Source organism: Micrococcus sp. GPGPB33, assembly GCF_037853785.1.
Classification (GTDB): domain Bacteria; phylum Actinomycetota; class Actinomycetes; order Actinomycetales; family Micrococcaceae; genus Micrococcus; species Micrococcus luteus.
Genome location: NZ_JAQMWO010000002.1, coordinates 1,707,659 through 1,729,070 on the forward strand (window position 1 = coordinate 1,707,659; position 21,412 = coordinate 1,729,070).

A 21,412-nucleotide genomic window follows, 5' to 3' on the forward strand; every position below is an offset into this window, starting at 1 on the left:
GCCAGGAGCACCTTTCTCTATGACGCCCACCCGTCGAGACCACACCCCAGTGAAATCTCGAGGTCAGCGGGTGCTCGTGGCAGGGCCTGAACTGTGGTCCGTACACTCCTACTCATGGATGCGCTTGATATTGGACGGATCGTGGCCGGACTGGTGCTGCTGGTCTTGGGTGGGGAATTTTTGGTGCGTGGGGCGTCAGCACTGGCCGGACGTTTCGGGATTTCGTCATTGGTGATCGGTCTCACCGTAGTGTCAGCGGCGACGTCGGCACCCGAGTTCGCAGTGAGCGTCGGTGCTGTACTGCGTGATGAACCGGGGCTTGCCGTGGGCAATGCGGTTGGCAGCAACATCATTAATGTCCTGCTCATCCTGGGACTGTCCGCGCTGGTCGTTCCCCTCGCTGTAAAGCGGAGGCTGATCCGCTTTGACCTGCCCCTGATGGTCGTCTTGTCAGTTCTACTGCTCCTTGTGTCCCTGGATGGGAGGATCAGTGCGGTGGACGGGCTGATACTATTTTTCGGTGTGGTGGTCCACACCATAATGTCCGTGGTGATTAGTCGGCGGGACGCCAAGACCGCGGTGAATGCCCGGGAAGGGACAGGAGATTCGGCAACCGTCGATCCAGCCGACGAGGAAGGGGCTGCGCTAGGGCGTGTCCGACAATAGTTTGGACCATGCGAGTGCAGCGCTCAGGACCACCGCGATCCGGTAGTCGATCACGTACTTGTCATGCCTGGTCGTTAGGGCATGTCTGACAATCGTTTTGACCATGCGAGCACAGCATTCAGGACCACAGCGGCCCTGTAGATGATCGCGTACTTGTCATACCGGGTCGCCAGACCCCGCCACTGCTTCAGGTGAGCGTACTGACGCTCGATGACGTTGCGGCCCTTGTAGGCGTCCGCGTCGAGGCCAATGGGGCGCCCGCCGCGGGCACCGCGCCGTCTGCGGTGGCCCTGCTGGTCGGCCGGTTCGGGGATGACCGCTTTGATCCCACGGGCACGTAGGTGGGTGCGGATCGCCCGGGAGGAGTACGCCTTATCGCCCAGCACGGCCTCGGGGCGGGTCCGGGGCCGCCCTACTGGCCGGGTCACGCGCAGCTGCGCCAGAAGAGGAAGCAGCATCGGGGAGTCCCCTGCCTGGCCGGGGGTGATCAGGCTGACCAGCGGCAGCCCGGTCCCATCGACGAGCTGATGGATCTTCGTGCTCAGCCCGCCACGGGAGCGCCCGATGCCGTGATCGGCCGGTTCCTCACGCGGATTCTTGTAGTTCGATCCATCCCCCTGTGTGGCGGGTGATGTTCGTCGCGTGCTGGTGGGCGCGGGCGATCGTGGAGTCCACCGAGACCGACCAATCGATCAGGCCTTCGGCGTCAGCGGCGGCGGTCAGCGTGGCCAGCACCGTGTCCCATGTGCCTTTTTCGGCCAAGCGCCGATGCCAGGTCCACACGGTCTGCCAGGGCCCGTAGACCTCGGGCAGATCCCTCCAAGCGATTCCGCACCGGTACCGGTAGATGATCGCCTCCACCATGGTGCGGGCGTCGGCGAACGGCCTGCCGGCGCGGCCGGTCCGGGTCGGGAGCATCGGGGCGATCAACTCCCATTGGGTGTCAGAGAGCATCTGGAACCGGGACATGTCCCCAGGGTCTCAGCTGACTCGTGCATCTATTCTCAGACACGCCCTAGGCGCCTCGGTCAGCAGGTCGCTCTTCTTTGTGCTGCTGGGGGTCGCGTTGCTGGTCGCCGGTGCCACGCTGCTCGTGGAAGGAGCAGTGAACATAGCCACCACGTTGGGCGTAAGCAGCCTCGTGGTCGGACTGACCGTTGTGGCTGTCGGGACATCGCTGCCCGAGCTGGCGACGTCCATCATTGCCGTGCGTCGCGGTGAACGCGACCTAGCGGTGGGCAACGTGGTCGGCAGCAATATCTTCAACATAGGGGTAGTGCTAGGACTAACCGCGCTCATCTCTCTTGAGGGCATTCCCGTATCCGGCGCCGCAGTGGCCTTCGATATCCCAGTAATGCTGGCGGCCGCAGTGGCACTACTGCCGATCGCGTTCACGGGCTTCGCGGTGGCGCGTTGGGAGGGCGGCTTGTTCGTGGTTTTGTACGCCGCCTACACCGGATACCTTGTGCTGGCTGCCACAGCGCACGATGCACTGGAGGGATTCACCGTAGCCATGGCGTGGTTCGTGCTGCCGTTAATCGCACTGACGCTCATTTCCTTTACAGCCTACGAAATCGGGCTCCGCAAGGGACGCCGAGACCTGGACCAGACCACGACTTCGACGTAGACCGTCGAGTGCATTCGGCTGCTGGCTTCATTCAGGTCGTCGGCTGAATGTAAATCGGCAAGAGATGACTGTCGGTTGGTGGTGTCATAGCGTCGTAGCAACACTCCCGGTCGGTGGGGGCTCGAGGCGAGGAGGCCTGGGATGGTGCGGCGGCGACTCACGTTCACGGAGCGGATGGAGATCTCGACGGGATCGAAGGCCGGGTGGGGAGTCCGGAAGATCGCGTCTCACCTGGGTAGATGCCCTTCGGTGGTCTCCAGAGAGCTTCGACCGAACTCGACGAAGACGCGCGGCTATCAAGCCGTGACCGCGGACGTGAAAGCGCAACGCCAGCGCTCTCGCCCACAGGTCCGGAAAGTGGCAAAGGACCCGGTACTCGAGGCCCGCGTCAACGCCGACCTCGCAGCGTCATGGATGCCGAACGAGATCGCGGGTCGCTTGCGTCTGGAGGCCGCAGACCCGACCGTTGAACGCATGGCGAACTCTCCCGACGCTCAGGGCCGCACCGTCAGCGGAGAAGCGATCTACCAGTACATCTACGCGATCCCCCGCGGAGAACTCGCCAAGCGTGGGATCTTCTTGCAGTCCAAACGGACCAAGCGCCGGCCCCGCACGCACGGCCGCTCCCGAGGCGGGCCGATCGTGGGGATGGTCCCGATCGCGGAGCGTGGCGAGGACGCGGCGAAGCGGCGGGTACCCGGGCACTGGGAGGGCGACCTGATCATCGGGAAGAACGGGTCCTCGTGCGCGGCGACGCTGGTGGAGCGGATGAGCGGGTTCACCGGCCCGCTCGCCCTGCCCTCGAAACACGCCGAGGGCCCCCGCGGACGCGGTGATCGAGTACTTCACCGAGCTGCCCCGGATGATGCAGACCTCGCTGGTAAGGGACCAGGGCAGCGAGATGGCGCACCACGCAAAGGTCTCCCCTGGGCTGACCCCGTTTCGTAGGTCCAGTCGTTATGAGAGTCGTCCTGTTGCCCGCGGTCGCGGGCAGGGAGACTGGTCAGATCATGACGAACAGCAGGAAGCGTCACACCCCCGAGCAGGTCGTCCGTAAGCTCGGGCAGGCCGACAGGATGCTCGCCGATGGTCAGGACGTCGCGGCGGTGTGCCGGGAGCTCGGGGTGTCCGAGCAGACGTACTACCGGTGGCGGAACCAGTACGGCGGCCTCAAGGCCGACGACGCAAAGCGCCTGAAGGAGCTGGAGAAGCAGAACGCGACCCTGAAGCGTCTGCTCGCGGAAGCGGAGCTGGAGAAGGCCGCGCTCAAGGAGCTGGCTGAGGGAAACTTCTAAGCCCGGACAGGCGCCGCGCCGCCGTCGATCACCTCAAGCGCAAGTTGCGGGTGAGCGAACGGATGGCGTGCCGTCTGGTCGGGCTGAGCCGCTCCGCGTACCGGCGACCGCTCAAGGGCGACACGGTCGCGGACCCGGATCGGGCGCTCAGGGAGTGGCTGCGCGCCTGGGCGAAGGACCATCCCCGCTACGGGTATCGGCGGGCGTATCACGACGCCCGCGCCGAGGGGTGGGTGGTGAACCACAAGAAGATCCAACGCCTGTGGCGTGACGAAGGGCTCCGGGTCCCGCAGCGGCGTCGACGCAAGCGCGTCGGGTCCTCGACCGTCGACGCGCCGACGGCGGACGCGCCGAACGTGGTGTGGGCGGTGGACTTCCAGTTCGACGCCGACGAGCACGGACGGCCGATCAAGATCTGCTCGATCGTCGACGAACACACCCGGGAGTGCATCGGCGGGCTCGTGGAGCGCTCGATTACCGCCGACCGACTCACCGCCCACCTCGAGGACCTCGTCGCCGCCCGGGGCGCCCCGGCGGTGCTCAGGTCGGACAACGGGCCGGAGTTCATCAGCGAGGCGATGGCCGACTGGGCCGGCACCCGCACCGGCCTGTCCTACATCCCTCCGGGCTCGCCGTGGCGCAACGGGTACGTCGAGTCGTTCAACAGCCGGATCCGCGACGAGTGCCTCAACATCAACAGCTTTTACTCGCTGCTGCACGCACAGGTCATCATCGGCGACTGGAAGGACGAGTACAACCACCACCGCCGGCACTCCTCGCTCGGCTACCTAACCCCAGCCGAGTACGCTCGGCAGTGCACCCATCAAATGGAAACCGACGACTCACAGAACGTCCGGACCGAATGAAGGGGGCGGCTCAGAACCTGATGGCCGAGGCCGCCCGGCAGACCACCGGCTACAGGTTCGCCTCCACCGAAGACCGGGAAGCGATCGTCGGCCTCGTGGTCGACGCCGCCGAGTCCGTGTCGCTGCGGCTGACCCCGCCCGAGCTCGCTTCGAGCCCCGCGGCGTTCCGCCGCCCGGATGGCACATCAGTGTTCCGGCCGAAGCACTCGGCCGTGTTCTCCTCCGAGGTTCTGCTGGCGGCCGAAGACCGCCTCCTCGAGCGCGCCCGCACCACTACCGGCCCGACCGTGCCGTTGGCGACGGTAGAGCGGATCACGGCCCGGCCCGACCGGGAGGGCCGCACCCTCGGCCCGGACCAGGCGGACGCGTTGGCGAGGATCGCGCTGTCAGGCCGGATGATCGACGTGCTCGTAGGGCCGGCCGGGGCTGGGAAGACGACGGCGATGAACGCGCTGCGCCGAGCGTGGGAGCACGAGCACGGCCGAGGCTCTGTCGTCGGCCTCGCTCCGTCCGCGGTCGCGGCGCACGTCCTCGCCGACGACCTCGGGATTGCCGCCGAGAACACGGCGAAGTGGCTGGACACCCACGACCGCACCGGGGCCACGTTCCGCCGGGGGCAGCTCGTCGTCGTCGATGAGGCGTCGATGGCCGGCACCCTCGCCCTCGACCGCATCACCGCCCTCGCCACCGCGGCCGGGGCGAAGACGTTGGTCGTCGGGGACTACGCTCAGCTCCAGTTGCCGACCGCGGCCGGCGCCTACGCGATGCTCGTCCACGACCGGGATGACGCCCCCGAGCTCACCGCCGTGCACCGCCTCGCCCACGCCTGGGAGAAGACTGCCTCCCTCGGCCTGCGCCACGGCGACACCAGCGTCATCAACGCCTACGCGGACCACGGCCGCATCGCCGAAGGCGACAGCGAGGCGATGGTCGAAGTCGCCTACCGGGCGTGGCGCGCCGACACGCTGGCCGGGCGGGCGGCGGTGCTCGTGGCCGACTCCAACGAAGCCGTGCTCGCCCTCAACCGGCGAGCCCGCGCCGAGCTGATCCTTGACGGCATCGTGAACGCCCTCCGCGAAGTCGAACTGCACGACGGCACCCGCGCCGCCGCCGGGGACACCGTCATCACCCGACACAACGACCGGCGCCTGCGCTCCGGGCGTGGCTGGGTCAGCAACAGCAACAGGTGGACGGTCACCGACGTCCGCGACGACGACTCCCTCGCCCTCCGCCGTGCTGGCCGGAAGCGAGGTGGCTCCGTCGTGATCCCGGCCGACTACGCGGCCGAGCATCTGGAGCTCGGCTACGCCGTCACGTCGCATTTTCGGAGAAGTATGAACGGTCTGGACGCCTGGGGGTCAAGAGGTCGTGGGTTCAAATCCCGCTAGCCCGACCACGTCGACGAAGCCGGAGTTCAGCAGTTCGGGGCTCCGGCTTCGTCGTACCCGGCGCGGAGCAGCCTGGTCCGCCACTCTCCGTCGGTCGGGCGGGGCGGTTCAGGCCGCGAACAGCACGTGCGTGTCCGGCACGACGGCCCGGCCGCCGAGGGCCGTGAGCTCCAGCAGGCAGGCCGCGCCCACCACCTCCGCACTCCGCGCCTCGATGAGCCGCCGGCCGGCGGCGAGGGTGCCGCCCGTGGCGAGGACGTCGTCGAGCAGGAGCACCCGTGACCCGGCCCGCAGGTCCTCGGAGACCTCGATGCTCGCGGTCCCGTACTCCAGCGTGTAGTCCGCACGGGCCGCGGGAGCCGGGAGGCGCCCGGCCTTGCGCAGCGGCACGAGGCCGGTGCCGGTCAGGACGGCGGCCGCCCCGGCGAGCAGGAACCCGCGGGCCTCGAGGCCGGCCACGAGGTCGAAGCGTCCCTCGAACGGCGCCACCAGGGCCTCAACACACGCCCTCAGGGCGCGGGCGTCGGCGAGCAGGGGCGTGATGTCCTGGAAGGCCACGCCCGGGCTGGGATGGTCGGGGACCACACGGATGAGCGAGCGGGCACGGGCGATCTCGGAGGTGACGGACACGGCCTCCACTCTAGGACGGACGCCGCCCGGGCCGCGGATGTGATCGGCGTCATCGGGCGGGGAGTTTGCTCTGGCTCCCTCAGGGGAGGACAGTAGATCGGTGGAAAATCCCCAGAATCCTCTCGCGGGCCGCGTGCCCGACGTCGAGCCGTCCGCCCGCGTGGCGGCGTCGACGGCCACCCGTCCCGACGACGCCACCCCCGACTGGCGCGGCCGCCCGTTCCTCGGCCAGCCCGGCCCGCTGGCGAACCTGTTCTCCGTGGAGCTGTGGGAGCGCTTCTCCTTCTACGGCATGCAGGCGATGCTCGTGTACTACATGTCCTGGACCGCCGCGGAGGGCGGCCTCGGGATCGACCCGGCCGTGGCCACGGGCATCGTCGGCGCCTACGGCGGCATGGTGTACGTGTTCTGCATCCTCGGCGGCTGGGTCGCCGACCGCCTGCTCGGTTCCGAGCGCACCATGTTCGTCAGCGCCGTCGGGATCATGTTGGGCCACATCGCGCTGGCCCTCGTCCCGGGCGTCCCGGGCCTGACCCTGGGCCTCGTGCTCGTCGCCGTCGGCTCGGGCGGCCTCAAGGCCAACGCCACGAACCTCGTCGGCTCCCTGTACTCCCGCGAGGACCCCAAGCGCGACGCCGGCTTCTCCATCTTCTACATGGGCGTGAACATCGGCGCCCTCTTCGGCCCGCTGCTCACCGGCCTGGCGCGGGACACGCTGGGCTTCCGCGTCGGCTTCGGCCTCGCCGCCGCCGGCATGGCCATCGGCCTGGCGCAGTACGCCCTGACCCGCAAGAACCTGCCCACGGACGTGCACCGGGTCCCGGATCCGCTGCCGCGGTCGCAGTACGGCCGCTGGGGCCTGATCGGCCTGGGGATGGTCGCCGTCGTCGTGGTCCTGTTCCTCACGGGCGTCGTCACCCTGGGCAACCTCTCCGACGCCGTCGTCGTGCTCGCCGCCGTCGCGGCCATCGCGATCTTCGCCGTCCTGCTGACCTCGACGAAGGTCACGGAGGAGGAGCGCTCGCGCGTGAAGGCGTTCATCCCGCTGTTCATCGGCACGTCCGTGTTCTTCGCCCTCTTCCAGCAGCAGTTCACCGTGATCGCGCTGTACTCCGAGAACCGCCTCGACCGGAACCTGTTCGGCTGGCTCATGCCCATGGAGTGGGTCAACTCCATCAACCCGATCTTCATCATCGTGTTCGCCCCCGTGTTCGCCGCGCTGTGGACCAAGCTGGGCACCCGCCAGCCCGCCACCCCGGTGAAGTTCGGCATCGGCATCGTCCTGATCGGCATCGCCTTCCTGCTGTTCATCCCGGTGGCCGACGTCGTCGCCGTGCCGCTGCTGTGGCTGACGCTGATCCTCTTCGTCTGCACCATGGGCGAGCTGCTCGTCTCCCCGGTGGGCCTCTCCCTGGCCACCAAGGTCGCCCCGCGCAGCTTCCCGGTGATGATGGTGTCGCTGTACAACCTGTCCGTCGCCCTGGGCACGGCCCTGGCAGGCTCCCTGGCCGGCTCCTACTCGGAGCAGAACGAGGTGGGCTACTTCGGCGTGATCGGCGCGGTCACCCTCGGCGTGGGCCTGCTCGTGCTGGCCATCGCCAAGCCGGTGCGTCGCGGCATGCGCGGCGTGCTCTGAGCGCGCCAGTGGCGCGAATCACGCGCCGCTCGGTAGTCTGCGAGACGACGTCATCACTCCCGACCACGCAAAGGACGCGCATTCCATGAGCTCCATCCCCGAAGGCCTGAAGTACTCCGCCGAGCACGAGTGGATCGCCGAGGCCGGTGCCGCCGGCACGGTCCGCGTGGGCATCACCGACTTCGCCCAGGATGCGCTGGGTGACGTCGTGTACGTGGACCTGCCGGAGGTCGGCACCGAGGTCACCGCGGGCACCGCGGTGGGCGAGGTCGAGTCCACGAAGTCCGTCTCGGACATCTACGCCCCGGTCTCCGGCACCGTGGCCGCCGTCAACGACGAGCTCGACGGCGAGCCCGGCCTGGTCAACTCCGCCCCCTACGAGGGCGGCTGGCTGTTCGAGATCACCCTCGCGGACGAGGCCCAGCTCGAGGGCCTCATGGACGCCGAGGGCTACGCCTCGCACACCAGCTGAGCCCCGTCCGCCCTCGCCCCGCCGCTGGCCGGCGGGGCGACGGCGTCCCCTTCGTCTCTCCCTCCGGCGCCGCGGCGCCGGCCCTCGCACAGGAGCACCCCATGAACCAGCCCGGACGTGAACCGGACCTGTCCACCTCCGCCATCAACCTCACCGAGCTGGCGCCGCTGGTCTCGGCGGACCTCACCCGCGAGGAGTCGGACGCGATCCGCGCCCTCCCGGCCGGTTCCGCGCTGCTGCTCGCCCACGAAGGCCCGGACCAGTCCGCCCGCTTCCTGCTGGACGAGGACGTGGTCTCCGTGGGGCGCCACCCGGACGCGGACATCTTCCTCGACGACGTCACCGTCTCCCGTCGTCACGCGGAGTTCCGGGCCGAGGACGGCGGCCATCGGCTCGTGGACCTGAACTCCCTCAACGGCACCTTCGTGAACCACGACCGCGTGGACGAGATCCTGCTGCGCTCCGGGATGCACGTGCAGATCGGCAAGTACCGGCTCACGTACTACGCCGGACCGGCGCGGGGCTGAGCCGCCATCCCCGTGACCGATCCGCGCCCGCGCCCCGACGCCGTCCCCACCGCCCGCCCTGCGGGCCGGCTGGGCATCGGCGAGGTGGTGGCCGCCCTCGAAGCCGAATTCCCCGGCGTCTCCGCGTCCAAGGTGCGCTTCCTGGAGGAGCGTGGCCTCGTCCTGCCCGAGCGGACCCCCGCCGGCTACCGGCGCTTCCGGCCCGAGGACGTGGACCGGCTCCGGTTCGTCCTCGCCCTGCAGCGCGACCACTTCCTGCCGCTCAAGGTGATCGCCGAACACCTGGCCGCGCTGGACCGCGGTGAACGCCCCACCGGCCTGCCCGGAACCGCGGCGGTCCCGGCGTCCTCGGACGCGGATCGGCTCGGCCGCGAGGTCGCCGGGGGCCGCCGGTCGTGGACACGCGCCGAGCTCGCCGCCGAATCCGGTGCGGGCGAGGAGCTGCTGGCCGAGCTGGACCAGTACTCACTCCTGCCCGTCGATCCCGACGGCGGCTACCCGAGCCACGCGATGGACGTGGCCCGGGCCGCCGTCGTGCTCGCGGGCCACGGCCTGGAGCCGCGGCACCTGCGCCCGCTGCGGGCCGCCGCCGACCGCGAGCTGGGCCTGGTGGAGCGCGCCGTCGCTCCGCTGCAGGCCCGCCGCGATGCCGGCACCCGCCCCCGCGTGGCCCGCTCGGCACGGGAGATCGCGCAGGCCAGCCTGCGGCTGCACGCGGCCCTCGTGGCCGAGGGGCTGGAGCAGTGGGATGACTGAACCGCGCCCCGTGCCCGCCGACGAGGTCGGCGACGTGCCGCTCTCCGTGCTCGGCGTGCGCGTCGAGCTGCCCGAGCAGCACCACGTGATCCTGCTGGTGGATCCGCCCGGCCGCACGATGGTCCCGCTGTGGGTGGGCGCGCCCGAGGCCGCCGCCGCCGCGCTCGCACTCGAGGGCGTCCGCACGCCCCGGCCCCTCACCCATGAGCTGCTCCTGGCCGCCGTCGACGCCCTGGGCGCCGAGGTCGTGCGGGTGCGGCTCACCGAGGTCCGGGACGAGGTCGTGCACGCCGAGCTCGTGCTCTCCACGGGCGCCCGGGTCGACGCCCGCGCGTCGGACGCCGTCGTGGTCGCCCTGCGCGCCGACGCCCCCGTGCTCGGCAGCCCCGCCGTGCTCGCGGACGCCGGCATGCCGGCGCGGACGGGGAGGAGGACGCCGGCCAGGAGCGCGCCGTCGAGGACTTCCGCGACTTCCTGGACACGGTGCGCCCCGAGGACTTCGCCTGAGCGGAGCCGGGGCGACACGGCGCGGCCTCGCCGCCAGCTTCGTTGACCGCCCCCGGACCCGCGCGTACCTTCGAGGGGAAGAGGGCCCCGCCACCCGGGGCGCCTCCGTCGTCCTCCCCACGGTCACCGGGGAGCGCCGCCACGGTCACCGGCGGCACATGACGGTCGCGTCCCCTTCCCGCACCGGGGGCCCCGCACCAGGAGGTTCCCCGTGACACCCACTGCAGGTCCTGGCCGGCCCCCGCGCTCGGCACCCAGGGCACGCTCTTCGACGAGGGCGCGACCCGGGGCGACGACGTCGGCTTCCGCGGTCCCACCGCGTGCAAGGCCGCCGGCATCACCTATCGCCAGCTCGACTACTGGGCCCGCACGGACCTCGTGGTCCCCACGGTCCGCAGCGCCTCCGGCTCCGGCTCCCAGCGGCTCTACTCGTTCCGCGACATCCTCGTCCTCAAGGTGGTCAAGCGCCTCCTGGACACCGGCGTCTCGCTCCAGCAGATCCGCGCCGCCGTGGGCCACCTGCGCGAGCGGGGTGTCGAGGACCTGGCGCAGATCACCCTGATGAGCGACGGCGCCTCGGTGTACGAGTGCACCTCGGCGGACGAGGTCGTGGACCTCGTCCAGGGCGGCCAGGGCGTCTTCGGGATCGCCGTCGGCCGCGTGTGGCGCGAGGTCGAGGGCAGCCTCGCCGAGCTGCCCCGCGAGAGCGTGGTCGGCGCCCCCGAGCCGGGGGACGAGCTGGCCGGGCGGCGTCGGGCCCGCCGCTCCGCCTGACCCTCCTCCGCGGGGCGCCCGCGGCCGACGCCGGCCCCGGCACGAGGCCGGGCCGGCGTCGGCGCCCCACAGCGCCGAACCAGTCATCTTTCGTCTCGCAGCGGTGACTGTGCGCGACATGAGGCGGAACTCCGGCGCGGTGTGACACACTCCCAACCATGACCGCACCTGTCGAGAACTTCACCCCTCCAGAGGACGCGGCCGGGTCGACCGGAGCCGGCGCCGTCTTCTCCAAGGTCTTGGTGGCCAACCGCGGCGAGATCGCCGTCCGCGCCTTCCGCGCCTGCTACGAGCTGGGCGCCCGCACCGTCGCCGTCTTCCCCTACGAGGACCGCAATTCGATCCACCGCCAGAAGGCGGACGAGGCCTACCGCATCGGCGACGAGGGCCACCCCGTGCGCGCCTACCTCGACGTGGACGAGATCATCCGCGTGGCCAAGGACGCCGGGGCCGACGCGATCTACCCGGGCTACGGCTTCCTGTCGGAGAACGCCGGCCTGGCCCGCGCCGCGGCCGAGAACGGGATCACCTTCGTCGGCCCGCCCGCCGACGTCCTCGAGCTGACCGGCAACAAGGTCGAGGCCCTGCGCGCGGCCAAGCGCGCGGGCATCCCCACCCTGGCCTCCTCGGACCCGAGCGCCGACGTCGAGTGGCTCCTGGAGCAGGCCGAGGAGATCGGCTTCCCCATCTTCGTCAAGGCCGTCGCCGGCGGCGGCGGCCGCGGCATGCGCCGCGTCGAGCGCCGCGAGGACCTGCGCGGCTCCCTCGAGGCCGCGATGCGCGAGGCGGACACCGCCTTCGGCGACCCCACCGTGTTCCTCGAGCAGGCCGTCCTGCGGCCGCGGCACATCGAGGTGCAGATCCTCGCCGACGGCGAGGGCAACGTCGTGCACCTCTTCGAGCGGGACTGCTCGCTCCAGCGCCGCCACCAGAAGGTCATCGAGATGGCCCCGGCCCCGAACCTGGACGAGGAGATCCGGCAGGCCCTGCACCGGGACGCCGTCGCCTTCGCCAAGGAGATGGGGTACGTCAACGCGGGCACCGTCGAGTTCCTCGTGGACACGGCGGGCGAGCGTGCGGGCCAGCACGTGTTCATCGAGATGAACCCCCGCATCCAGGTGGAGCACACCGTGACCGAGGAGGTCACGGACGTCGACCTGGTGGGCGCGCAGCTGCGCATCGCCGCCGGCGCCACCCTGCCCGAGCTGGGCATCACCCAGGACGCCCTCCAGGTCCGCGGCTTCGCCATCCAGTGCCGCATCACCACCGAGGACCCGGCCAACGGCTTCCGCCCGGACACCGGCACCATCACCGCCTACCGCTCGGCCGGCGGCTCCGGTGTGCGCCTCGACGGCGGCACCATCTACGCCGGTGCGGAGATCAGCCCCCACTTCGACTCCATGCTGGTCAAGCTCACTTGCCGCGGACGCGACTACGCCACGGCCGTGCGCCGCGTGCGCCGCGCCCTGGCCGAGTTCCGCGTGCGCGGCGTGGCCACCAACATCCCGTTCCTGATGAACGTGATGGACGACCCGCAGTTCGTCAGCGGCGACGTCGCCACGGACTTCATCGACAAGCACCCCGAGCTGGCCACGGTGAACCGCTCCCAGGACCGCGGCTCCAAGGCCCTGCAGTACCTCGTGGACGTCACGGTCAACCAGCCGCACGGCCCGCGCATCGAGGGCATCGACCCCCGCGACCGCCTCCCGGAGCACCCGGGCGACAAGCACCAGGAGCCGGACCGCTCGCCCTTCGACGGCCCGAGCCGGAACGAGGACGCGGCGCCCCCGCACGGCTGGCGTCAGGTGCTGCTGGAGCAGGGCCCCGAGGGCTTCGCCCGCACCCTGCGCGAGCAGACCGCGCTGGCCGTCACGGACACCACGTTCCGCGACGCCCACCAGTCCCTGCTGGCCACCCGCGTCCGCACGCGCGACCTGCTGGCCGCCGCGCCCGCCGTCGCGCACACCCTGCCGGGGCTGCTCTCGGTGGAGGCCTGGGGCGGGGCGACGTACGACGTCGCGCTGCGCTTCCTCCACGAGGACCCGTGGCAGCGCCTCGAGCTGCTGCGCGCGGAGCTGCCGAACATCCCGATCCAGATGCTGCTGCGCGGCCGCAACACGGTGGGCTACACGCCGTACCCCACCAAGGTGACGGACGCGTTCGTGGCCGAGGCCGCGGCGTCCGGCGTCGACGTGTTCCGCATCTTCGACGCCCTCAACGACGTCGAGCAGATCACCCCGGCCATCGAGGCGGTGCGTGCCACGGGCACCGCCGTGGCCGAGGCGGCCCTGTGCTACACGGGCAACATGACGGATCCCCAGGAGACGCTCTACACGCTCGACTACTACCTGGGCCTCGCCCGCCGGATGGTCGACGCCGGCGCCCACGTCCTGGCGATCAAGGACATGGCGGGCCTGCTGCGGCCCGCCGCCGCGCGCGAGCTCGTCACCGCCCTGCGCGCCGAGTTCGACCTGCCCGTGCACCTGCACACGCACGACACCGCCGGCGGCCAGCTGGCCACCCTGCTCGCGGCGGCGGAGGCCGGCGTGGACGCCGTCGACGCGGCCACCGCGTCCATGGCGGGCACCACGAGCCAGGTGCCGCTGTCCGCCCTGGTCGCGGCGCTCGAGCACACCGAGCGGGACACCGGTCTCGGCCTCGAGGCCGCCACCGCGATGGAGCCCTACTGGGAGTCCGTCCGCTCGGCGTACGCGCCCTTCGAGGCGGGGCTGCCCGCCCCGACCGGCCGCGTGTACCACCACGAGATCCCGGGGGCCAGCTGTCCAACCTGCGCACGCAGGCGATCGCGCTCGGCCTGGGGGAGCGGTTCGAGGCCATCGAGTCGATGTACGCCGCGGCCGACGACCTGCTCGGCCACCTCGTCAAGGTCACCCCGTCCTCCAAGGTGGTGGGCGACCTGGCGCTCCAGCTGGTCGGTTCCGGCGTGGACCCGAAGGAGTTCGCGGAGCGTCCGCAGGAGTTCGACATCCCGGACTCCGTGATCGGCTTCCTGCGCGGCGAGCTCGGCGACCCGCCCGGCGGCTGGCCGGAGCCCTTCCGGACCAAGGCCCTCCAGGGTCGCCGCGAGGGCGCGGGCATGGTGGAGATCTCCGCGGAGGACTCGACCGCCCTCGCCGAGGCCGGACAGACCCGCCGCGCGGTGCTGAACCGCCTGCTCTTCCCCGGCCCCACGAAGGAGTTCGAGGCGCACCGCGAGGAGTTCGGGGACACCGTCACCCTGCACACCCGCGACTTCCTCTACGGCCTCGTCCCCGGGCGTGAGCACGTCATCTCGCTCGGACGCGGTGTCCGGCTGCTCGCCACCCTCATGTCCGTCTCCGAGCCGGACGAGAAGGGCATGCGCACGGTGATGGTCACCCTGAACGGCCAGCTGCGCCAGATGACCGTCCGGGACCGCTCGATCGAGTCCACCGTGCGGACCGCGGAGAAGGCGGACCCCGGCACCCCCGGCCACGTCGCCGCCCCGTTCGCGGGCTCGGTCACCGTCCAGGTGGCCGAGGGCGACGCCGTCGAGGTCGGCCAGACGGTGGCCACGATCGAGGCGATGAAGATGGAGGCCACGATCACGGCCCAGGCCGCGGGCACCGTGCGCCGCGTGGTCACGGAGGGCGTCACGCCCGTCAACGGCGGAGACCTGCTGCTCGTGATCGAGTGAGCCCCGCGTGAGCCCGCCGCCGGCGGGCCGCCCCACGGGCCCGGACGCCACCGCGTCCGGGCCCGTGCCTATCCTGGGAGGCATGGCCACCTCTGCGGAACACCACGACCTGCTCATCATCGGCTCCGGATCGGGGAACTCCCTGATCAGCGAACACTGGAAGGGCCGGAGCGTCGTGATCGCCGACTCCGGCACGTTCGGCGGCACCTGCCTGAACGTCGGCTGCATCCCCACCAAGATGTACGCCTACCCGGCCGGCCTGGCCGCGCTGCCCCCGAGGCCCGGAGCCTCGGGGTGGGGCTGGAGTTCACGGGCGCCGACTTCCCGGCCATCCGGGACCGCATCTTCACGCGCATCGACGGCATCAGCCGGGACGGGCTGCGCTACCGCCGGGACGATCTGGACTACACGAGCGTGATCCAGGAGGAGGTGCGCTTCGTCGGTCCCCGCCGCGTGCGCACCGCCTCGGGCCGGGAGATCACGGCGGACCAGGTGGTGGTCGCCGCGGGGTCGCGGCCCACCCTCCCGGAGATCCCGGGCCTGGACCTGCCGTCGGTGCACACCTCGGACACCGTGATGCGACTGGATCGGCTGCCGCGGCGGCTGCTCGTGGTGGGCGGCGGGTTCATCGCCTGCGAGTTCGCCTCCGTCTTCGCCGGGCTGGGGACCGAGGTCGTCCAGGTCAACCGCGGCCACCGGCTGCTCAAGCAGCACGACATGTCCGTGTCCACGACGTTCACGAAGATCGCTGCCCGACGGTGGGACCTGCGCACGGGGTGGACCCCGGCCGGGATCGAACCGGTCGAGGACGCCGAGCGGGCCGCGGACGGCTGGGTCCGGGTGCGCCTGGATCGCGCAGGGGGCCAGGAGCAGACCGGCATCGTGGAGGAGGCCATCGAGGCGGACACGGTGCTGATCGCGGTCGGCCGGACGCCGAACACGGACCGCCTCGACCCCGCCGCCGCGGGACTGGACGTCACCGACGACGGCGTCCTGGCCAGCGACGAGCATCAGCGCGCACTCTCCGACGGTGCTCCGGTGGAGGGGGTCTACGTGCTCGGGGACGTCGCCAACACGTGGCAGCTCAAGCACGTAGCCAATCACGAGGCCCGCGTCGTCGCGCACAACCTGGAGCATCCGGACGATCTCCGCGCCAACACGCTCGGCCCCGTGCCGGCGGCCGTGTTCACCCATCCGCAGGTGGCCTCCGTCGGTCTCACGGTGGAGCAGGCGCTCGCCGACTACGGCGCGGACGCGATCACGGTGAAGACCCAGTCCTTCGGGGACGTCGCCTACGGCTGGGCCATGGAGGACACCGAGGGCGTGTGCACCGTCGTCGCGGAGAAGGCCACGGGACGGATCCTGGGCGGGCACATCCTGGGGCACGAGGCCGCGAACCTCATCCAGCCGCTCGTGACCGGCATGGCGTTCGGCATCGACGCCCACCGGCTCGCGCGGGGCCAGTACTGGCCCCACCCGGCCCTCACCGAGGTCGTCGAGAACGCGCTGCTGGGCCTGGACGTGCCGGACTCCGGTCTGCTCTGACCGGAACCGCGGGGACGACGACGCCCGGCCGCGGGGCCGGGCGCCGTCGTCGAGGGGGCGTTCAGTTGTGCGGGGCGGGCTCCCCGTAGATGTCCGCGATCTGCGCGGCGAAGTCCTTCATGATCGCCGACCGGCGCATCTTCAGGGACGGGGTCACATGGCCCTCCTCCAGGGAGAAGTCGCGGTCGAGGATGCGGAACTCCCGGATCCCCTCGGCGCGCGAGACCAGGCTGTTGGCCTTGTCCACGGCCTCCTGGATGTGGCGGCGCACCGCGTCCTCGCGTGCGGCCGCAGCGACGTCGAGGTCCTTCGGCAGCCCGTTCGCGGCGAGCCACGCGGGCAGGGTGTCGGTGTCGAGGGTGACGATCGCCGCGATGAAGGGCTTGCCGTCGCCGACCACCATCACCTGGGAGACGAGCGCGTCGCTGCGGATCGCGTCCTCGAGCATCGCCGGTGCCACGTTCTTGCCGCCGGCCGTCACCAGCAGCTCCTTCTTGCGGCCGGTGATCGTGAGGAAGCCGTCGTCGTCCAGGGCCCCGAGGTCGCCGGTGCGGAACCAGCCGTCCTCGAAGGCCTCCTCGTTCGCCTCCGGCCGGTTGTGGTAGCCGCGCATCAGCGAGGTGCCGCGCGTGAGGATCTCGCCGTCCTCGGCGATCCGCACCTGGTTGCCGCCGAGGGGGTGTCCGACCGTGCCGATCTTCAGCCGGTCCGGCCGGCCCACGGTGATGGGGGCCGTCGTCTCGGTGAGGCCGTAGCCCTCGAGGATGGTCACGCCCACGCCGCGGAAGAAGTGCGCCAGGTCGGTGGAGAGGGGGCCGCCGCCGGAGACCGCGTACGCGAGCCGGCCGCCCATGGCCGTCCGGATCCGGCGGTAGATCAGCGCGGAGTAGAACGCGCGCTGCAGCCGCAGGGGCGCCGTCATCTGGCCCGAGTCCAGCGCCCGGGACCAGCGGATCGCCACGTCCGCGCCACGGCGGAAGATCTTCTCCTTGCCGCCGCTCTGCGCGTTGAGCAGCGCCGCGTTGTAGATCTTCTCGAACACGCGCGGCACGGCCAGCACGAAGCTCGGCTGGAAGGTCTGCAGCGAGACCGAGAGCCGCTTGATGTCCGAGACGTGCCCGCAGCGTGCGCCCGCGGCGACGGTGAGCACCGAGACGAAGCGCGCGAACACGTGCGCCAGGGGGATGAACAGCACGGTGGAGGTGTCCTGGCGGACGACGTCGCCGAGCGAGGAGGACAGGGTCTGGTTGACGAGCTCCGCGAAGTTCTCGTGCGTGAGCTCGCAGCCCTTGGGCCGGCCCGTGGTGCCGGAGGTGTAGATGATGGTCGCCAGGTCGGCCAGGCCGGCGGAGGACCGGCGCGTCTCGAGCTCCTCATCGGTGACGTCCGTGCCCAGGGCGACGAGCGCCTCGAGACCGGAGCCGGGGGCGCCGTCGGCCGGGTCCATCGTCCACAGGCCGATCAGCTCCGGCAGGCCCTCGCGCTGCACCGCGTCCCGCACCGTCTTGGCGAGGTTCTCGTTCCCGGTCACGACGGCGCGCACGTGCGAGTCCTCGATGATCCAGGACACCTGGCTGACGGAGGAGGTCTCGTACACGGGCACGGTGACCGCGCCGGCATACCAGATGGCGAAGTCGACCAGTGTCCACTCCAGGCGGGTGGAGGCCAGGAGCCCGACCGTCTCCCCGGGCTGGATCCCGGCGGCGATCAGCCCCTTGGCCAGGGCCCGCACGCGCTCGCGGGCGTCCCGGGCGGAGACGTCCGTCCACTGGTCCTGCGCGTCGGGCACCGCGAAGAGGCCGTGGTCGGGACGCTCCGTGGCCTGGCGTTCCAGGAAGTCCGTGATGTTCGCCTCCGGGGACAGGCGGGGGTGGTACGGCTCGCTGATCTCGTGCATGGGACTCCTCGGGCGTTGGGTCGGTCCCGCCGACCGGTGGTCGGCGGAACGGAAGTATGTGTGAGTCGTGTCACGCACACTCTACAACCGGCAGCGGTGGGGTCCGGGCGCGACTCAGTGCGTCGTCATGGCGGCGACCGCGCTCCGGCCGTGGTCGATCAGCAGCGGCAGGTCGTGGTCGAGCGTGGCGACGTGGCGGCTGCGGGGCAGTCCCACCACCTCCACGGGGGCCTGGCGCAGGCCCCGCACCAGGGTCCGGTGGCTCGAGGCGGGCACGACGGCGTCGCGGGCGGACCGGTAGACCGTCACGGGAGCGGTGATCCGCGGCAGGGCGCGGCGGGCGGCCCGCTGGATGCGGCCGACGGCGGCGACGCCGGCCACCGGCGTGCGGGGGTAGGCGCGCTCGCGTGCCGTCGGGTCCGCGATGTCGTCCGCGATCGGGGCGACCGTGGGGACGAACGGGGCCAGCAACGGGGCGAAGGGGGCGAGGGGGCTGGCGAAGCGCAGCGCGGGGTTCACCACGAGCACGCCGGCCACGGGTCGGTGGGCCGCGGCGTCGAGCGCGAGGGCGCCGCCCATCGAGATGCCCGCCATGACCACGCGGCCGTGTCGGGCGAGCTCGAGGTCCACGACGGCCCGGACGGCGGCGCGGATCTCGTCCGCACCCGTGGCGGCGAGGTCCTCCCACCGCGTGCCGTGCCCCGGCAGCAGGGGCACGCTCACGGGGGAGCCGCCTGCCGCGAGCCCCTCGGCCCAGGCGCGGACGGAGGCCGGAGTCGAGGTGAACCCGTGCAGGAGCACGACGCAGTGGTCGCGCCGGGCGGGAGCGGCGGGCATGAGGCGCAGGGGCAGGTCTTCGGGGGCGACGGCGACGGGGCGGGGCATGCTCCGAGGGTAAGGCAGGCGGACCGTACGATGGGCAGGCACCCGACCGCCCCGACCGGAAGGCCCTCGTGTCCACGTTCTACTGGTCCGCCAAGACGTTCGCCGTGGCTCCGGCCACCCGCCTGCTGTTCCGCCCCTGGGTGAAGGGCCTCGCGAACGTGCCGGCCGAGGGCCCGGCGATCCTGGCCAGCAACCACCTGTCCGTCTCGGATTCGGTGTTCATGCCGGCCATGCTCGACCGCCAGGTGCACTTCCTGGCCAAGCACGAGTACTTCACCGGCCCGGGCGTGAAGGGGTGGGTCACCCGCCGGTTCTTCGAGGCCGCGAACCAGCTGCCCATGGACCGCTCCGGCGGAGAGGCGTCCCTGCGCTCGCTGGACGCGGGCCTCGCGGCGCTGCGGGAGGGCCGGCTGCTCGGGATCTACCCGGAGGGCACCCGCAGCCCGGACGGGCGGCTGCATCGCGGCAAGATCGGCGTGGCCAAGCTCGCGCTGGCCTCGGGCGTGCCCGTGGTGCCCATCGCGATGATCGGCACGGACCGGGTCCAGCCGATCGGCCACGTGCTGCCGCGGATCCGGCGCCTGGGCATGATCTTCGGCGAGCCGCTGGACTTCTCCGGCCGTGCCGCGGCAGCCGACGACCGCCGGGTGCTGCGGGAGGTGACGGACGAGATCATGGAGGCCATCCGGCGCCTGTCGGGCCAGGAATACGTGGACACCTACGCGGCGGACGTGAAGGCGGGCCGGGTGGCCGCTCCGCCGCGCGCCGGCGACTGAGCGGGGCCCGCGCGTCGTCATCCGGGGACGCCCAGACCGGGGCGCGGCACGCGGCCCCTAGCCTGGTGTGCATGACTGAAGACCCCCGCGAGAAGATCCTGGCCTTCGGCACCGCCATCTCGGAGGGCGCCGCCGACATCCCCGGCCTGGACCACTGGCGCTCGCTGCCGATCGCACAGGCGCCGTCCTGGGCGGACGAGGCCGACCACCGCGCCGCCGTCGCCGAGCTGAGCGCCCTGCCCCCGCTCGTCTTCGCGGGCGAGGTCGACCTGCTGCGCGCCCGTCTGGCCGACGTCGCCCAGGGCCGCGCGTTCCTCCTGCAGGGCGGCGACTGCGCCGAGACGTTCGCCGGGTCCACCGCCAACCGGATCAGCGCCCGGGTGAAGACCATCCTGCAGATGGCCGCAGTGCTGACCTACGGCGCCTCCATGCCGGTCGTGAAGATGGGCCGGATCGCCGGCCAGTTCGCCAAGCCGCGGTCCTCGGACACGGAGACCCGCGACGGCGTCACGCTGCCCAGCTTCCGCGGCGAGATCGTGAACGGCTACGAGTTCACCGAGCAGGCCCGCCGGCACGACGCCCGGCGGATGGTGCAGGCGTACCACACCTCCGCCTCCACCCTGAATCTGGTCCGCGCCTTCACCCAGGGCGGCTTCGCCGATCTGCGCAGCGTGCACCAGTGGAACCAGGGCTTCATGGCCAACCCGGCCTACGCCCAGTACGAGGAGATGGCCGCCGAGATCGACCGCGCGGTCCGCTTCATGAACGCCGCGGGCGTGGACTTCGAGGCCATGCGCCGCACCGAGTTTTACTCGGCCCACGAGGCGCTCCTGCTCGACTACGAGCGCGCCCTGACCCGCGTGGACTCGCGCAGCGGCGACCCCTACGCCACGAGCGCCCACTTCCTGTGGATCGGCGAGCGCACCCGCCAGGTGGACGGCGCCCACGTCGACTTCCTCTCCCGGGTCCGCAACCCGATCGGCGTGAAGCTCGGCCCGACCACCACGACCGCGGACGCCCTCGAGCTCGCGGAGCGGCTGGACCCGGAGCGCGAGCCGGGCCGCCTGACCTTCATCACCCGCATGGGCGCGGAGCGGATCCGGGACGTGCTGCCCGGCATCGTCGAGGGCGTCCGGGACGCGGGGCTGGAACCGGTGTGGGTCACCGACCCCATGCACGGCAACACCGTGACCGCGGCCAACGGCTACAAGACCCGCCGGTTCGAGGACGTGATGGACGAGGTCAGCGGCTTCTTCGAGGTGCACCGCGAGCTCGGCACGCATCCGGGCGGCATGCACGTCGAGCTGACCGGCGACGACGTCGCCGAGTGCCTGGGCGGCTCCGACCCGATCAACGAGGCCGACTTCGACGCCCGCTACGAGACGCTCTGCGACCCGCGGCTGAACCACCAGCAGTCCCTGGAGATGGCGTTCAAGGTCACCGAGGCCCTCTCGCACCCCGAGCGTCGCGCGCCGCGGGCCTGACCTCG

Annotated in this window: 14 protein-coding genes and 5 pseudogenes; 15 read left to right on the plus strand and 4 right to left on the minus strand. The window is 71.5% G+C overall.

From position 1 onward, the window contains the following. The first annotated feature begins 114 nt into the window (after positions 1-114). Entirely contained in the window at positions 115-666 is a 552-nt protein-coding gene (locus tag POD19_RS08225) for a sodium:calcium antiporter (RefSeq protein WP_260849752.1), read from the plus strand. A 74-nt stretch (positions 667-740) separates the two neighbouring features. On the opposite strand, the gene POD19_RS08230 is transcribed toward POD19_RS08225, so the two are convergent. Next, positions 741-1,635, minus strand: a protein-coding gene (locus tag POD19_RS08230; RefSeq protein WP_340309417.1) for an IS5 family transposase whose coding sequence is annotated in 2 segments (ribosomal slippage) — positions 741-1,277 and positions 1,279-1,635 — 894 coding nt in all. Because the reading frame shifts where the segments join, the coding sequence is not laid out codon by codon here. A gap of 79 nt (positions 1,636-1,714) precedes the next feature. On the opposite strand from POD19_RS08230, the gene POD19_RS08235 reads away from it, so the two are divergent. The 4 genes and pseudogenes from POD19_RS08235 to POD19_RS08250 all read left to right on the plus strand — a co-directional run. After that, the gene (locus tag POD19_RS08235; RefSeq protein WP_260856950.1) at positions 1,715-2,293 is read left to right on the plus strand and encodes a sodium:calcium antiporter; all 579 of its coding nucleotides are present in this window, start codon (positions 1,715-1,717) and stop codon (positions 2,291-2,293) included. 141 nt (positions 2,294-2,434) lie between these two features. Continuing rightward, positions 2,435-3,218 (plus strand): annotated as a pseudogene (locus tag POD19_RS08240) (IS30 family transposase); the annotation flags it as partial. 85 nt (positions 3,219-3,303) lie between these two features. Then, a protein-coding gene (locus POD19_RS08245; RefSeq protein WP_098471310.1) for an IS3 family transposase occupies positions 3,304-4,454 on the plus strand; the annotation gives its coding sequence in 2 pieces (ribosomal slippage) (positions 3,304-3,574 and positions 3,574-4,454; 1,152 coding nt in all). Between the two features lie 14 nt (positions 4,455-4,468). After that, positions 4,469-5,776: pseudogene (locus POD19_RS08250) on the plus strand (AAA family ATPase); the annotation flags it as partial. A gap of 174 nt (positions 5,777-5,950) precedes the next feature. Here POD19_RS08250 and POD19_RS08255 read toward each other — a convergent pair. Continuing rightward, complete coding sequence (locus POD19_RS08255) at positions 5,951-6,472, minus strand: adenine phosphoribosyltransferase (protein WP_063189749.1); 522 nt, start codon at positions 6,470-6,472, stop codon at positions 5,951-5,953. 100 nt (positions 6,473-6,572) lie between these two features. Here POD19_RS08255 and POD19_RS08260 point away from each other — a divergent pair, with 100 nt between their 5' ends. The 8 genes and pseudogenes from POD19_RS08260 (at position 6,573) to POD19_RS08295 (ending at position 16,365) form a co-directional block, all read left to right on the plus strand. Beyond that, the gene (locus POD19_RS08260) at positions 6,573-8,108 is read left to right on the plus strand and encodes a peptide MFS transporter (RefSeq protein ID WP_135019670.1); all 1,536 of its coding nucleotides are present in this window, start codon (positions 6,573-6,575) and stop codon (positions 8,106-8,108) included. Positions 8,109-8,193: 85 nt separating this feature from the next. Beyond that, positions 8,194-8,580, plus strand: a complete 387-nt coding sequence (gene gcvH / locus POD19_RS08265) for a glycine cleavage system protein GcvH (RefSeq protein WP_002854607.1) — start codon at positions 8,194-8,196, stop codon at positions 8,578-8,580. 101 nt (positions 8,581-8,681) lie between these two features. After that, positions 8,682-9,107 carry an FHA domain-containing protein gene (locus POD19_RS08270; RefSeq protein ID WP_002854606.1) on the plus strand — a complete coding sequence of 142 codons (426 nt, stop codon included), beginning with the start codon at positions 8,682-8,684 and terminating at the stop codon, positions 9,105-9,107. Between the two features lie 12 nt (positions 9,108-9,119). Then, positions 9,120-9,863, plus strand: coding sequence for a transcriptional regulator FtsR (ftsR, locus tag POD19_RS08275; RefSeq protein WP_044659482.1), 744 nt, complete (start codon positions 9,120-9,122; stop codon positions 9,861-9,863). Continuing rightward, positions 9,856-10,416 (plus strand): bifunctional nuclease family protein, encoded by a 561-nt coding sequence (locus tag POD19_RS08280; RefSeq protein ID WP_340309418.1) that lies wholly within the window; start codon positions 9,856-9,858, stop codon positions 10,414-10,416. Before ftsR ends, POD19_RS08280 begins: the two co-directional genes overlap by 8 nt. Positions 10,417-10,610: 194 nt before the next feature. Continuing rightward, a pseudogene (locus POD19_RS08285) lies at positions 10,611-11,144 on the plus strand (MerR family transcriptional regulator); the annotation flags it as partial. Positions 11,145-11,383: 239 nt separating this feature from the next. Further along, positions 11,384-14,820 (plus strand): annotated as a pseudogene (locus POD19_RS08290) (pyruvate carboxylase). A gap of 82 nt (positions 14,821-14,902) precedes the next feature. After that, positions 14,903-16,365 (plus strand): annotated as a pseudogene (locus POD19_RS08295) (mycothione reductase). Positions 16,366-16,426: 61 nt separating this feature from the next. On the opposite strand, the gene POD19_RS08300 reads toward POD19_RS08295, so the two are convergent. After that, positions 16,427-18,262: an AMP-dependent synthetase/ligase gene (locus POD19_RS08300; RefSeq protein ID WP_049146976.1), complete on the minus strand. Its 1,836-nt coding sequence runs from the start codon at positions 18,260-18,262 to the stop codon at positions 16,427-16,429. 114 nt (positions 18,263-18,376) lie between these two features. Next, the gene (locus tag POD19_RS08305) at positions 18,377-19,147 is read right to left on the minus strand and encodes an alpha/beta hydrolase (RefSeq protein ID WP_060974301.1); all 771 of its coding nucleotides are present in this window, start codon (positions 19,145-19,147) and stop codon (positions 18,377-18,379) included. Between the two features lie 68 nt (positions 19,148-19,215). Here POD19_RS08305 and POD19_RS08310 point away from each other — a divergent pair, with 68 nt between their 5' ends. After that, the gene (locus POD19_RS08310) at positions 19,216-19,923 is read left to right on the plus strand and encodes a lysophospholipid acyltransferase family protein (RefSeq protein ID WP_098092486.1); all 708 of its coding nucleotides are present in this window, start codon (positions 19,216-19,218) and stop codon (positions 19,921-19,923) included. Positions 19,924-19,994: 71 nt separating this feature from the next. Beyond that, a complete protein-coding gene (locus POD19_RS08315) occupies positions 19,995-21,407 on the plus strand; it encodes a class II 3-deoxy-7-phosphoheptulonate synthase (RefSeq protein WP_002854593.1) in 1,413 nt (470 codons plus the stop codon). The last annotated feature ends 5 nt before the right edge of the window (positions 21,408-21,412 follow it).